The organism is Acidimicrobiales bacterium (assembly GCA_035547835.1).
Taxonomy (GTDB): domain Bacteria; phylum Actinomycetota; class Acidimicrobiia; order Acidimicrobiales; family Iamiaceae; genus DASZTW01.
The window spans coordinates 52,741-66,759 of the sequence record DASZTW010000011.1; the positions used below are offsets into that span (position 1 = coordinate 52,741).

12 protein-coding genes are annotated in these 14,019 nt (G+C 70.4%); 7 read left to right on the plus strand and 5 right to left on the minus strand.

Annotated features, from left to right (window positions below):
- Positions 1-8 precede the first annotated feature (8 nt).
- The 3 genes from VHA73_10360 to VHA73_10370 all read left to right on the plus strand — a co-directional run bounded on the left by VHA73_10360 (position 9) and on the right by VHA73_10370 (position 2,953).
- Positions 9-1,565 carry an acyl-CoA carboxylase subunit beta gene (locus tag VHA73_10360; protein HVX18420.1) on the plus strand — a complete coding sequence of 519 codons (1,557 nt, stop codon included), beginning with the start codon at positions 9-11 and terminating at the stop codon, positions 1,563-1,565.
- Positions 1,562-1,798: a hypothetical protein gene (locus VHA73_10365; protein ID HVX18421.1), complete on the plus strand. Its 237-nt coding sequence runs from the start codon at positions 1,562-1,564 to the stop codon at positions 1,796-1,798. Before VHA73_10360 ends, VHA73_10365 begins: the two co-directional genes overlap by 4 nt.
- A gap of 114 nt (positions 1,799-1,912) precedes the next feature.
- On the plus strand, positions 1,913-2,953 hold the full coding sequence (locus tag VHA73_10370) for a metallophosphoesterase (GenBank protein HVX18422.1): 1,041 nt from the start codon (positions 1,913-1,915) through the stop codon (positions 2,951-2,953).
- Here the strand turns inward: VHA73_10370 and VHA73_10375 are convergent.
- Positions 2,914-3,432, minus strand: a complete 519-nt coding sequence (locus VHA73_10375; protein HVX18423.1) for a hypothetical protein — start codon at positions 3,430-3,432, stop codon at positions 2,914-2,916. The genes VHA73_10370 and VHA73_10375 overlap by 40 nt on opposite strands.
- A 23-nt stretch (positions 3,433-3,455) precedes the next feature.
- Between VHA73_10375 and VHA73_10380 the strand changes: the two genes are divergently transcribed.
- Entirely contained in the window at positions 3,456-4,640 is a 1,185-nt protein-coding gene (locus tag VHA73_10380) for a CoA transferase (GenBank protein ID HVX18424.1), read from the plus strand.
- A gap of 20 nt (positions 4,641-4,660) precedes the next feature.
- Here the strand turns inward: VHA73_10380 and VHA73_10385 are convergent, their stop codons facing one another.
- Entirely contained in the window at positions 4,661-6,187 is a 1,527-nt protein-coding gene (locus VHA73_10385) for an alpha/beta hydrolase (protein HVX18425.1), read from the minus strand.
- A gap of 168 nt (positions 6,188-6,355) precedes the next feature.
- The gene (locus VHA73_10390) at positions 6,356-7,468 is read right to left on the minus strand and encodes an NDMA-dependent alcohol dehydrogenase (GenBank protein HVX18426.1); all 1,113 of its coding nucleotides are present in this window, start codon (positions 7,466-7,468) and stop codon (positions 6,356-6,358) included.
- A gap of 59 nt (positions 7,469-7,527) precedes the next feature.
- Between VHA73_10390 and VHA73_10395 the strand changes: the two genes are divergently transcribed.
- Together VHA73_10395 and VHA73_10400 are read left to right on the plus strand one after the other, a co-directional pair.
- Positions 7,528-8,391 (plus strand): hypothetical protein, encoded by an 864-nt coding sequence (locus VHA73_10395; GenBank protein HVX18427.1) that lies wholly within the window; start codon positions 7,528-7,530, stop codon positions 8,389-8,391.
- A gap of 172 nt (positions 8,392-8,563) precedes the next feature.
- Entirely contained in the window at positions 8,564-10,321 is a 1,758-nt protein-coding gene (locus tag VHA73_10400) for a DUF4214 domain-containing protein (GenBank protein ID HVX18428.1), read from the plus strand.
- 58 nt (positions 10,322-10,379) lie between these two features.
- Here VHA73_10400 and VHA73_10405 read toward each other — a convergent pair whose 3' ends face one another.
- Positions 10,380-11,951 (minus strand): hypothetical protein, encoded by a 1,572-nt coding sequence (locus tag VHA73_10405; protein ID HVX18429.1) that lies wholly within the window; start codon positions 11,949-11,951, stop codon positions 10,380-10,382.
- Between the two features lie 365 nt (positions 11,952-12,316).
- Here VHA73_10405 and VHA73_10410 point away from each other — a divergent pair, with 365 nt between their 5' ends.
- Entirely contained in the window at positions 12,317-12,463 is a 147-nt protein-coding gene (locus VHA73_10410; protein ID HVX18430.1) for a hypothetical protein, read from the plus strand.
- A 39-nt stretch (positions 12,464-12,502) separates the two neighbouring features.
- Here VHA73_10410 and VHA73_10415 read toward each other — a convergent pair whose 3' ends face one another.
- Positions 12,503-13,777 (minus strand): TetR family transcriptional regulator, encoded by a 1,275-nt coding sequence (locus tag VHA73_10415; protein ID HVX18431.1) that lies wholly within the window; start codon positions 13,775-13,777, stop codon positions 12,503-12,505.
- Positions 13,778-14,019: the final 242 nt, after the last annotated feature.

Below are 14,019 nucleotides of genomic sequence, written 5' to 3' on the forward strand. Positions count from 1 at the left end.
CTGCGAACATGCCCGAACACCCCATCGCCGAGCGGCTGGTGCAGCTCAAAGAACGCAAAGCCGAAGCGCAGCAGCCCGGCTCGGAGCGTGCGGTGGCCCGCCAGCACGAGCGCGGCAAGATGCTCGCCCGCGAGCGCATCGAGTACCTGCTCGACGACGGATCGTTCAACGAGCTCGACCTCCTCGCCCGCCACCGTGCGCCCGAGGGCGCGCTGGCCGAGCGGCCCTACACCGACGGCGTCATCACCGGCTGGGGCACCATCGACGGTCGCAAGGTGTTCGTGTTCTCGCAGGACTTCACGGTGTTCGGCGGGGCGCTCGGCGAGGTCTTCGCCGAGAAGATCCACAAGATGATGGATCTGGCACTCAAGGTGGGCGCACCGGTCATCGGCCTCAACGACGGCGCGGGCGCCCGCATCCAGGAAGGGCCGGTCAGCCTGGCCAGCTACGGCGGCATCTTCTACCGCAACGTGCAGGCGTCGGGTGTGACGCCGCAGATCAGCGTGATCCTCGGCCCCTGCGCGGGCGGCGCGGTGTACAGCCCGGCCATGACCGACTTCATCTTCATGGTCCGCGAGTCGAGCCACATGTTCATCACTGGTCCCGATGTCGTGAAGACCGTGACCGGCGAGGAAGTCACCCTCGAGGAGCTCGGTGGCGCCATGAGCCACGCCACCAAGTCAGGCGTGGCGACGTTCGTGTCCGACGACGAGAAGTCGTGCCTCGACGATGTGCGCTTCTTGTTCAGCTACCTGCCCTCCAACAACTTGGAGGAGCCGCCGCACTTCGCGTCGTCTGACGACCCGAACCGCCTGTGCCCCGAGCTGATCGACCTGATGCCGGCCAGCCCCAACATCCCCTACGACATGAAGACGGTCGTCGAATCGGTGGTCGACGACGGCGAGTACTTCGAGTACTTCCCCCACTGGGCCGGTTCGATCGTGTGCGCGTTCGCCCGGCTCGACGGCCACCCCGTCGGCATCGTCGGGAACCAGCCGATGATGCTCGCCGGCGTGCTCGACATCGAGAGCTCCGAGAAGGCCGCCCGCTTCGTCCGCACATGCGACGCGTTCAACATCCCGCTGGTGACGTTCGTCGACGTGCCCGGCTTCCTGCCCGGCGTCGACCAGGAGTACGGCGGCATCATCCGTCACGGGGCCAAGCTGCTGTACAGCTACTGCGAGTCGACCGTGCCGCGGATCCAGGTCATCACCCGCAAGGCGTACGGCGGCGCCTACGTCGTGATGAACTCCAAGTCGATCGGCGCCGACCTCGCGTTCGCGTGGCCGTCTGCCGAGCTGGCGGTCATGGGCCCCCAAGGCGCGGTGGAGATCGTGTACCGCAAGGAGCTGGAGGCCGCCGATGACCCGGAGGCCAGGCGCGCCGAGCTGGTCGACGAGTACACGGAGAAGTTCTGCAACCCTTACGTGGCGGCCGAGCGAGGGTTCGTCGACGACGTGATCGACCCGGCCGAGACCCGCGTACGTCTCATCAACGGGCTCGAGCTGCTGCGCTCCAAGCGCGAGGAGCTCCCCAAGCGCAAGCACGGGAACGTCCCGCTGTGACCCCGCCCGCTTCGGCGGACTCGACGTCGTCGAGCGCGGGCTCGGCCTCGCCGGTGGTCCACCACGTGGCGCCCGAGCCGACCGACGAGGAGATGGCCGCGATCGTCGCCGCGTTGGAGGTCGCCACCGAGCGTCCCGTCATGGCCGCGGCTCCCGAGCCCCCGCCCCGCTGGCGGTTCTCCGGCCGCTGGTGGACCAAGCCCATCCCCGTCCGCCGCGACCGCCCCTTCTGACCGTCCGGCCCTCGCCGCTCCAAGCGCCCATTTCCGGGGCAGGTGACAGCGCCCCCGGGGGCACGCTTGGGCGCCCAGAACACCGGTCGGTGGACGATCGGTAGGGTCGCTGCCGTGGCGCAGCGCGAACACGTGGAACACGTACCGCCGTCGGGGCCGGAGCTCACCACGGTCGGCACTCACGAAGCGGTGATCCACGACGGGACCAGTGTTCGTCGCTACGACGGGCTCGCGCCGGACACCGAGTACGAGATCGAGGGGTTCACGTTCCGCACCTTGCCGGAACCGGGGGAGCTGCTCGCCACGTTCGCGACGGTGAACGACGTGCACTTCGGCGAAGTCGAGGCCGGGCTCATCGAGGGTTCCGACGTGGGCCCGACGTTCCGGTCCGCGCCCGGCGAGGAGCCGTATCCCGAGTTGATGAACCGGTGCGCGGTGGCCGAGATCGCCGCGCTCGACCCGCCGGCGGTCATCGTCAAGGGCGACCTCACCAGCACCGGCACGGTCGAGGAGTACGACCGGTTCCGGGAGGTCTACGAGCCCGCGTTCGGCGAGCGGCTCACGTACGTGCGGGGCAACCACGAGAGCTACTACGACACGGACCTCGGCGCGATCCCGCACCAGGAAGTGGTGCTGCCAGGCGTGCGGATCGCGCTGCTCGACACGTCACGCCAGCGCGCACCGGGTGGCGGGGTCGACCGCGACCAGCTCGACTGGCTCGACGACATGGCGTCGGCGAGCGACCGGCCGGTGATCGTGATGGGTCACCACCACCTCTGGGATCCGAGCCACACCGAACGACCCGCGGACTACTTCGGCATCCGCCCCGACGACTCCATCGCGCTGGTCGACCTGGTGGCCGGCCGACCGTCGATCATCGGCTACTTCGCCGGCCACACCCACCGCAACCGGGTGCGGCGCTTCGCGGTCACCGGCGACGTGCCGTGGGTCGAGGTGGCGTCGGTCAAGGAGTACCCGGGGACTTGGGCGGAGTACCGGGTGTACGACGGCGGCGTGCTGCAGATCCACCGCCGGATCTCCGACCCGGAAGCGTTGGCGTGGACCGAGAAGACCAAAGGCATGTACGCCGGGCTGTACCACGACTACGCCTTCGGTCAGCTCCCCGACCGCTGCTTCGCCTTCGGCCTTCGCTGACCGGCGAGCGCGTTGACGCTCGGGTGGACCACGACTTCGGGGTTGGTCACCACATAGGGCCGGAGGGCGGCCCACACACGTCGCAGCGGGAAATAACCGCCGCCGACCGCGACCGTGCGACCCGCCGCGTCCTGCACCACGAGCGTGGCGCCGCCCCGCCAGGCAGAGCCGGGGTTGAGACCCACCAGCCGGACCCGGTCCATGGACAGGATCTGGCTGCCGTCGCGCTGCAGGACCCGCACCGCGAGCCGCTCGCGGTCGATCGCCACTTCGCCCCACCACGCCACCAGCGTGACGAGGCCACACAGCACCGTGAGCGCCAACGCGCCGGTCGACTGGTCGCTGTGGGACACGAGCGTGGTGGCGCCGAGGACACCCGCTGCGACCGTGAGGATCGGCATCAGCACCCGCAGCCACAAGTGGCCGCGGATCCGGACCGGCGCCGCCAATGGCTCGTCGTGGTCGTGGGGGCCGCTCACCGCACCGACGCTACCGTCGGTGCGTGCCCGACCCCCATCGACCAGCGGACCTGCCCGGTGATCCTTCGCCGATCGGCTCTGGACCGTTGCCGCTCGCCGACCTGCGCGTCATCGACTGCTCGACCGTGCTCGCGGGCCCCCACTGCGCTCGCTACCTCGGCGATTTCGGCGCCGACGTGATCAAGGTCGAGCGTCTCGACGGCGGTGACACGACGCGAGCGATGGGGTGGCGCGATCCGGCGGACGACGTCACGCTCTGGTGGAAGTACCTCGGTCGGAACAAGCGGACGATCTCGCTCGACTTGAAGGACCCCGACGACCTTGCCGTGATGCGTGCCCTGTGTGCTCGGGCGCACGTGCTGGTGGAGAACTTCCGCCCCGGCACCCTCGAACGCCTCGGCTTGGCGCCCGACACGCTGCTGGCGACGAACCCCAAGCTGGTGGTCGTGCGCGTCACGGGGTTCGGCCAGACCGGCCCGTACGCGGGGCGCGCCGGGTTCGCGACGCTGGCCGAGGCGATGTCCGGCTTTGCGGCCGTCAACGGCGAACCCGACGGTGCGCCGCTGCTCCCCCCGATCGCGCTCACCGACGAGGTCACGGGGCTGGCCGCGGCGTTTGCCACGATGGTGGCGCTGCACTCCGGCAAGGGCCAGGTCGTCGATGTCAACCTGCTCGAGTCGCTGGCGCAGCTCATGGGACCGGTCGTCGCGGCCCACCACCAGACCGGTTGGTTGCAGGAGCGACTCGGATCGGGCATCCCGTATTCGGTTCCTCGCGGCACGTATCGCACCGCTGACGGCCACTGGGTGGCGGTGTCGACGTCGGCCGAGTCGGTGGCCGGCCGGGTGATGGAGCTGGTTGGGGCCGGCGACGATCCGCGCTTTGCCGACTTCGCGGGCCGCGTCGCCCACCGCCACGAAGTCGACGACTTGGTGGCGGCCTGGATCGGCGCACGGCCGATGACCGAGGTGCTCGCGGCGTTCGACGGGGCGAGTGCGGCGATCGCGCCGGTGTACTCGGCTGCCGACTACGCGGCCGACGCGCACGTAGTGGCCCGAGGCGCCATCGTCGACGTGGACGGGATGCCCCAACCCGAGGTGATCGCCCGGCTCTCGGCGACCCCGGGGCGGGTCCGCTGGGCCGGCCGGCCGCTCGACGCCGACGCCGACGAGGTGCGCGGCGAGGTGGCCACGCCGCGGTCCGACTGATCGCCCCGCGGTCGGCCCCATCAGGGCAGGAGCGATGGGACGTCGATGACGCTGTGGGGCAACTTGGTGACCTCCTTGGCGAAGTCGACGCCGCGGTCGATCAAGTTCCGTTCGGCGGTGTCGGTGATCCCATGGACGCCGTGAAGGACCCGGTCGGCGGCTTGGAACGCTTCATGCCCAGGGCCGTGGTAATGCCGGGCCATGAAGTCCATCGCCTGCCGCCTGGGGTCGAGGGTTCCGCCGGTGAGCTCGTCGAGGTGGTCCTTTCCGTCGACGATCCGCTCCCCGGCTGTTGCCCGCTGCACCTCGGGGTCGTGGCCGGTCGCCACGGCGGCCGTGTTGCGCAGCGCTTCGGAGTCCTTCTCGAAGTACCGCGAGTGGAATGAGACCTCCGGCCGTCCGGGCGCGTTGGTGGTCATCCGTACGGCACCGAACCGAGGGGCACTCGGGTCGGTGCCGTACGCCTCGGTGATCGCGACGTAGTCGCCCGGCGCCCGCTCGACGTACACGCCACCGTCGGCCGGCGCACCGATCTTCGCCGCCGACGACTTCTCGACCCCGGGGCTTCCCAGCAGCACGACGTTGCGTGCCCCGGCCCCGCCGGCCTCGGCCCGCGACACCACGATGGTGCCGTAGGAGTGGCCGACCATGGTGAGCGACTGCCGGGCCGTGAGGCCGAGGCCGTGGACGAACGCCGTCAACTGGTCGCCGCCGCGGCGGGCGGCGTCGTCGACCGTGCCCGCCACGATGTTCGAGGGAGGCCGGTAGCCGAGCCAGGCGATGGTGGCGGCGCCGCGCCGCGACTGCCGCTCCATCTCCGCTGCGAGGTTGGCGCCGTCGGTCCTCGGTCGGCCGACGAAGGTCGAGAACGACTCGCCGACACCGGGGACGGTGATCGCCACATGCTCGGCCCTCGACACGTCGCCAAAGGCCACGGCCACCCGGCCCCCGTCAGGGTCGTACAACACGACTTGGTCGTGGGTGAGCACGCGGAGACGCCGGGCGGCGCTGGCGTTGCCGGCGGCCTCGGCCGCCGCCAGGTCGGCGAGCACCTGCTGGTGGTTCGCCCGGTAGCGAAGGTCGAGCGGCACCCCGTCGGTGCTGCCCATCCACGCGGGGTGATCGGCGAGCAGCGCATCGAGCGTGGCGGGGCCGAGCTCGCGCAGGATCGCGCCGAGGCGTCCCGGCGACATCGAACGGAGGTCGTGGAACAGACCGAGGGCCGGTGTCGTGGCGGCGAACGCGGCGACCAAGCGTGCGTCATCGGCGACCACTGGGCCATGGCCGCTGCCGGCTCCGTCCGCGGCTTCGAAGGCATGGGCGACGCGACTGACGAAGTCGGCCTCTGCGAGGACGCGGCTGGCGAACGTGCGGGTCTCGGCCACGACCTCGGGATAGGAGCCGACCACCACCGGGTCGGCACCGCGCCACACCCGCGCCACGGCGTCGTCGAGCGGCGCGAGCGCAACCAGCACGTGTTCGGCGAGGGCGCGCTCGGCCGCGGCGAGGTGGGCGAGCTCGGTGGGATCGGCGGAGCTGCGAGCCACGACACTCTCCTGGGTGCGACAGCTGGAGGGCTGCCGTCACCGAGGCGCCGATCGAGCATCAAGCGTATGTCATGTCATTCCACACAACAACTCTCAAGGCCCTGAGGCCGCGGTCGCGGGTGGCGATGATGGCCAGGGCCCCGCTGGTTGCGGGCCGGCTGGTCGCAGTCAGACGGCGTAGTCGAGACGCCCGCGGATGTTCTTGCCGTCGAGCATGTCGGCGTAGCCCTGGTTGATCTCGGCGAGGTCGTACGTGCGCGTCACGAGGCCTTCGAGGTCGAGCTGGCCCTGGCGGTACAGCTCCAGCAGCTTCGGGATGTCGTAGCGCGGGTTGGCCGAACCGAAGAGCGTGCCGATCATCTGCTTCTCCATCAGCGTGAGGTCGAGCAGGCTGATGCCGATCTCCGTCTCGTTGACGGAGTGGATGTTGGTGATCACCGCGGTGCCCCGCTTGGCCACGAGCGTCATCACCTGCGGGATGAGCTCGCCCTTGCCCACACCGATGGTGCAGATGACCTTGTTGGCCATGCGGCCGAGCGTCGCTTGCTGGATCAACTCGAACGCCTCGTCGAGCGACGAGTACGTGTGGGTGGCGCCGAACTTCAGGGCCTGCTCTCGCTTGAACTCCACCGGGTCGATGGCGAAGATCCGCTCGGCGCCGGCCAGCCGGGCGCCTTGCACGGCGTTGGCGCCGATGCCACCCACGCCGAGCACGACGACGTCGTCGCCGGGTTGCACGTCGGCCGCGTAGACCGCCGACCCCCACCCCGTGGTCACCCCGCAGCCCACCAGGCACGCGTACTCGAGCGGGATGTCGTCGTCGATCTTGATGCACGACCACTCGTGCACCACCGAGTGCTTGCCGAACGTGCCGAGGCAGACCATCGTGAACAGGTCCTTGCCTCGCGCGTGGTGGCGCGACGTGCCGTCCATCTGGAGGCCTGCGAGCAGCGCAGCGCCGTTGTCGCACAGGTTCTGGTGGCCGGTGGAGCACGACGGGCACTGCCCACACGACGGGATGAACCCGAACACCACGTGATCGCCCGGCTTCAGCGTCGTGACCTCGGGCCCCACCTCCATGACCACGCCCGCACCTTCGTGCCCGCCGATGATCGGCAGCAGCGCCGGCATGTCCTGCGTGCGGATGTGATCGTCGGAATGGCACATGCCCGACGCGGTGAGCTCCACCAGGACTTCGTGGGCCTTGGGCGGGTCGAGCTCGATCTCCTCGATGCTCCACTCCTGCATCGGCTCCCACATGATCGCCGCCTGCGTCTTCATCTCGGTACCCCCGGTGCCTGCTCTGACGGTGTGTCAGACCAGCACACTAGGTTGCGCCCGTGGCAGAAGATTCCCCGGCGCCGGCCCGGCGCATGTGGCAGGTGTACGAACCGATCCACGCGGTGGTGTACTTCGCGCCCGAGCCCGCCCAGGCTTGCAAGGACCTCGGCCTGCGCGGGTGGTGGATGGGCTACTTCGCCGGGCGTTTCGCGCCGCTCGGTGCGATCGGCCCGGAGGCCGTGACCGCGATGGCGTTCGGTTTCGCACCCGCGATGGTCGCGCGATCCTTGCCAGACGCCTGGTCACATGCCGACCCCCACCAAGTGATGGTGGCGCGCTCGGATGCCGTGGCCGACGCGCTCCGCTCGCGCCTGCCGGCTGGCGAAGGGGGCGAGCTGGCGGAGCTCGCGGCGCTGCTGTGGGCGGCGGTCGACGCGGCGACATTCGACGGCCGGCCCTTGGCCGCCGCGTGGTCGGCCGTTCCCCGGCCAGCCGATCCGGTGGCGTCGCTGTGGCTCGCGACCACCGTGTTGCGCGAGCACCGCGGCGACGGCCACGTGCTGGCCAACGTGGCGGCGGGCGTCTCGGGCCTCGAGGCCGGCTTGCTGCATGAGGCGACGGGCGCCGTCACCCGCGAGGCGCTGCAGCCCAACCGGGGTTGGACCGACGAGGCATGGGAGCGCGCCGGCGCCGCGTTGCGTGAGCGAGGGTTGCTCCGCGACGACGGCCTCCTGACCGCCGGTGGGTTGTCGTTGCGCCGAGAGATCGAGGCAACGACCGACCGTCTCGCCGCCGTGCCCCTCGATGCCCTTGGTGCGGCGGGGGTGCAACGTGCGCTCGAGTTGGCGACGCCCCTCGCGCGCCATGTCATCGACGCCGGCGTCGTCCCGGTGCCCAACCCCATCGGCGTCGCCCGACCCTGATTGCTGTCGTGGGCGTCCCGCGCTGTCGGGGCCTCAGAGCCGAGCTGAGGCACCGGGCCACGAGCCTCCCACTGATGTCCCAGCAAGGTGCCTTGACGGTGCGCCCCGGCCGTGTTCGGATCTGCCAGCCGTCGCAGCAGGCGGCGTGCATCGATGACGGAAGGGCACCTCGATGAGCACTGCGGGCGGGATGCGGGCGAACGCGGTTGTGCGCGGGCGCCATGTGGTGGCGTGGCTGGCCGCGGCAGCGATGCTGGTCACACTCGTGGCGGGGTCGTCGCCGGTCCCGGCCGCGGCGTCGCCGGCCACCGACGCGAACTACGTCGCTGCCGTCTACCACGACTTTCTCGGTCGAGCGCCATCTGGCGCTGAATCCCAGTACGTCGTGGCCGCGCTGCAGGGGGGCGCGAGTCGATATGGGTTCGTGTGGAACATCGCGAACTCCGACGCGTACGTCTCGCATCTCGTGACCGGCTTCTACCGGGACACCCTCGATCGCGAACCGGATCCGACCGGCCTCGCCGGCTGGGACCACCTCATCGAGTCCGGCCAGATGACGATCGCGCAGGTTGGCGCCGCGTTCTACACGTCGACCGAGTACTTCCGTGCGACTGGCCAGTCAGATCTCCGGGTGTGGGTCACCGACCTCTACGAGCGGATCCTGCACCGCCAACCGGACAGCCGGGGCCTCGACAGTTGGGTGTGGATCGCCGCGACCCAGGGTCGCCAGCCCGTCGCGTATTCGATCTTCCAGTCGACCGAGTCGGGACAAGACCGAGTCCGGAAGCTGTACGCCGCGCTCCTCGATCGCGGGCCGGATCCGGTGGGCCTGGCCGGTTGGACACCAGTGGTGCTGCGCGACGGCGACATCCGCCTCGCCGCCACGCTCGCCACGAGCCCCGAGTACTACCAGCGCGCACAGCACCAGACCCCGGAGGGCACCTGGGCCGAGGTGTCGACCCCTTCGACGTGCGACCTTCGCGGGCTCGATGATGTGGGGCATCTCATCGGGAGCTGTAGGGACAGCTCTGACCGCGACCAGCCGGCGGTCTGGATGTCGCCATCGGCCGAGCCGTCCCTGCTGGCGCTGCCGGACGACGACAACCAAGGTCAAGCGACCGCGGTGAGCCCGGGCGGGGTCATCGTGGGGTGGGGCGACGCGGGCTTCGACGAAGATGGAGCCCCGGCCGCGCTACACCTGCTGCTGTGGGCCTCGCCGACTGCGCCACCGGCGGTGCTGGCCGCACCTACCGCGTGCGGCGGAACGTACGTCTTCCCGAGCGCGGTGAACGACTCCGGCATCGTGGTCGCCGCGTGCGAGGACGATGCCAGCCCGTATGCGACGAAGGCGTACGTGTGGACCTCGCCAGCCGCTCAACCCGTCGCGCTGTCGCAGCCAGACGACACCACCTACGTGACCCCGACCGCGATCGGCGCCGACGGTGCGATCGTGGGGGTCTGCAACTCCACGCAGGGCATCTGCGCGTTGGGGTGGGCATCGCCGTCCGCCGCCTACACCAGGCTCGCGGTCCCTTCCGGGTACGAGGATGTCGTTCCCGACGCGGTGCTCGGCGATGGTCGGGTCGTGGGTGTCGCCGACGCGCCGCAGGGAGACAAGGCCCCAGTGACATGGCCTTCCCAGTCTGGCGCGCCCACCGTGTTGAGCGGGCCGGGGGGCGAGGCGGTCGACCTGTTGACCGGGCTCGCCGCCAGCTCTGACGGCCGGCTCGCGGCCGCCTACCAAGTGGGTGAGCAGTCCATGGCGCTGCTGTCGTGGGCGTCGACGACCGCGACGCCCGTCCGCATCGACCCACCGGGTGGTCGGACATGGATCGCGCCACTCGGTGTCAACAGCCAGGGCCTGATCCTGGCGTCGACGAACGAGTTCGGGACCGAGCCGTGGATCTATCGGCCCGCCGCCGGACCGTGACGACCTCTCGCAGTTGCGAGGCCGTGCCGATCGGAACGTACCGCGACTGGGTGCTCCGTCAGCGGTTCTCGTCACCGCACATCGCCGGGCGCCCGTACGGCAACGTCGCCACTGCGTAGCCGGGCACGTCGTTGGTCACCCGATCCCAGCCACCGAGGCAGGCGAAGGCCTTGCCGGTCCCGATCCAGTGCCGAGATCCGTCCGCGCTGATCCACCACGTGGTGCCGTCGGAGTGGCGCAGGATGCGGTGGTCGAGCGGGGCGGCGGGGAGCGCCTTGGCCGGGTCGGTGACGAGCGTGAAGTGCAGTTGGTCGTCGAGCCCTAACGTGAGGTACCCACCGGTGAAGTCCTGGCGTAGCCCGCCGCTCACGATCGTGGGGTTCGACCGAGGCAGACCGAGCTCTCCGCTCGCGCCGCCGTGGTCGTCCCAGTAGTGGCGGACGGGGGTCAGCAAGAAGAAGAACGGCGCGTCAGCCGCCTCGCCCACGAGCAGGCCGTCGTTGTCCATCGCCATCTCGACGTGCCCATCGACCGTGTGGGGTGGGCCGATTGGCAACCCGACCAGGGTCTGCGCGTTGTCACCGCTCTTGCCTCCAACCTCGTGATACGACGACCACTCGGCAAAAGTCATCGTGAACACATGGTCGGCGTCGACGCCGAGGACGATCGTCGAGGTCGGGTCGACGCCGAACTTCTGGTAAGTGATGCGCTGCCACTGGCCCACCGGAGCGGCCGGGCAACCCAGCCGGCCGGTGCCGCCTCGTGCGGCTGCGACTTGGGCGATCTTCACTGCCATCGCCTGCAGTTGGGGATCTTCGATGGCACCAGCCTTCACTCCGCACGGCCTAGCGGAACCGGCCGCGCCAGGCGACGCCGCGGTCGACTCCGGCGCGGCGCCCCGCTGCTGGGCGTGCGAATGATGGCCCGAACCCACCAGCCACGCGATTGCGGCGCCGACGAGGAGGACGACCGCGGCGGCGCTGACGAACACCCGTCCTCGTCGAGTCGGGCGTCCGTCGGGCTCCGGCCCGTCACGTTCTGCTGTGGGCGAGCCGCGGTCCACCGGCAGGTCGCCGCCGATCGACAGGTCGCCGTGACCGTCGCCCCCGTCGGTGACGGGTGCGACGGAGCTCGGCACGGAGTCGTCGGCGCGGGGCTCATCGGCGAGCGATGCGGAGCGACCGACGGGCAGAGGGGCGTCGACCGCCACGGCGCTCCCCGCCGCGAGGTCGAGCGACGCTGCGCCGGCACTGGCGAGGCGGGTGATGGAGACGGCCACTTCGCGCAAGACCTCGTGGCGACGGCTGCGCCCTGATCCTCGTGCTCGACGGAACGCGTCGTACGTGACGCCGAACTGCCGGGCGGCGGCGCGGTCTCGTTTGGAGAGGGGCCGCCAGCGGTCTTCGCCGGACCCGACCAGTGCGTGCGCGGCCTTCCGGTAGACCTCCGCGTCGATCTGCTCGATCGCCGCGTCGATCAAGTTGCTGATCGTCGGGGTGGGTAGGGCCTGGGTCCGTTGCCACGCCAGCGTCGCGGCGTCGAGCGCCGGCGTGCTGAGCTCCCGAAGCGCGCCGGGGGTGTTGGCTCGCGCGACGCCGACGAGCTCTGGTTCGAGGTCCTCGACTTCCATCGTGTCCGCCCCTGCCGGCGCAGGCCCGCGCTGTCCGCCAGCGCGGAGGGATTCACGGTCGGGCGGGCGGCATCCTTCCCGCGAACTCGATCGGCTGCGCCGGGCGTGGCCCACTGTCACCGTGAGACCACGAACGGTGCCGCGGGCCGCGACTGAGACGCGAAGCGCGCCAGCTGGGCCACGAGTAGTGGTCGTGCCGGCGCACTTCCCATCCACGTCCCATCAATCGTCCTGTACATGGCCACGACGCGAATGGTCCCCTCTCCCCGGCGGACCACTCGGTCCGGACCCGCGGCCCCGTCGCGGGCACACGTCGGAGACGGGTGGGCAACATGGCGGAACGCGGCCGACGTGAAGCTGAACCCGTGGCGCGCACCGCACGTGCCACGGGTTCAGCCGCGTCCAGGGCATCGTCGCCCGCTGCCGAGTCGGGCGGCTGGAGCGGAGGCGATCTGTTCGTGGCGGTGCTGCGCCTGCTCGGCCCCGCTCCGCCGAGCTCGAGCCACTGCTGAAGATCGATCGCGTCTGCACCGCCCGGAAGCGAGGCAGGGTCAAAACGGTGGCGGTCGTCGGGTCAACGCACCGGCGATCGTCGTGGCCACGACGTACGCCGCGATGTCGGTCGCCGATTCCTGACGGGCGATTGCGGCGGTGAGCGCGTGATTGGTGAGCATGCCCGCGAAGGTGATGCTCTGTGACGGCGAATCGATCAGCCCGGCCCGAAACGACGACCGATGCTGTTCGAGCACCGGCACCAAGACGAACGGAACGGGCGCGATGACGCGTGGGTCGTCGGACGCGCCGGTGGGTGGGCCGACGTGGGCTGTCTGGTACCAGAACGACGACACCAACGCCGCCGTCAGGCGGGGGTGCCGATGGGCGAGCTCGGCGAGGCGTTGCACGTGGCGACCCAACAGCCGATCGACGCGCAGCTGTTCGTCGTGACGCAGACCGTGCTCCAACGTCGGGATGAACGTGGCCCAGATCGCCGCCGCCAGCGTGTTGCGATGGCCGAAACAGCGGATCGCCGTCTGGCGTGACACACCGGTGTCGGCAGCCACGGCGGTCAACGACACGGCCCGCCAGCCGCCTGCCCGGTACCGGCGCAACGCAGCAGCAGCGATCGTCTCACGCACGCCTGCGGCGTCGGCCGGTGGATCGACCCGCGCGAACAAGGTGTGTTCCGGGTCGGGTTCCTCGACGGCCGAGTGGCTCACCGTGAACGAGTCGAACAGCCGAAGCCCCGCGCTCGTCAACAAGTCCGCCGTGGTGTGTGGGTCGTACCTCGCTTGCATGGCGAAGCCGTCGATCAGCGCGGTCAGCGATCGTGCGAATGCCCGCTCGCTTGTTCCCTCTGCCATGCGACGCCCGCTGAGATCCAGCGTCGCGTCGATCACTTCGACCAGCAGGTCGATCCGCGCTTCGTGATGTGCTCGCAGCGGACGCCGAGCGTCGGGGTCGTGACCGGCAACGGTTGCTGCCAACAAGGTGATGGACAGGGCGAGGTCGCGGTTGGCGTTGCTGAGCGGCGATTCACCCGACGAGGCCAGTTCGGTGAGCGGGCCGAGTGGGTCCGCGCCGTCGCCTCGCCCGGTCGTGGGGTCGACGATCTCGGCCACCGCCGCTTGTGCGGACCGCGTCCCGGCCAGCGACTGGCTCAGCACATGTTCGACCACGGCTCTCGCGAGCGTGGGATTGGGTTCACCCGCCCGTCCCGACTTCGAGGGGAAGTGGTGGCTGACCGTGCCCGGGGCGACGCCCGCGTGGTCCGCCACCGATCGCACGCCCACCGACGCCAAGACGTCGCGCAAGCGGAGGTGCAACACGAGATCTTCCGCTGCCTCGAGTAGGTGGTCGCGGCCGAGGCGCGGTCGAGTGGCTGGAACCTCGCGTGCTCTGACGTTCGCGCCAGCCGGTGGCGCGGCGACGCCTCGATTCTTTCCGCCCTTGTCTGCCATGGTGCCGCCCGCTCGCCCTTGTCGCCCGCGCGATCGCTCCCGCCACTTACGTCGCACCACGAAGCTTGTCACGCGGCGCAGCCCGATGTCGGGTGAGTGCCGCGCGTCGG

Coding starts and splice junctions, on each gene's coding strand:
- VHA73_10360 (HVX18420.1), top strand. CDS start 9: ATGCCCGAACACCCCATCGCCGAGCGGCTGGTGCAGCTCAAAGAACGC.
- VHA73_10390 (HVX18426.1), bottom strand. CDS start 7,468: ATGAAGACGCAGGCGGCGATCATGTGGGAGCCGATGCAGGAGTGGAGC.
- VHA73_10400 (HVX18428.1), top strand. CDS start 8,564: ATGAGCACTGCGGGCGGGATGCGGGCGAACGCGGTTGTGCGCGGGCGC.
- VHA73_10405 (HVX18429.1), bottom strand. CDS start 11,951: ATGGAAGTCGAGGACCTCGAACCAGAGCTCGTCGGCGTCGCGCGAGCC.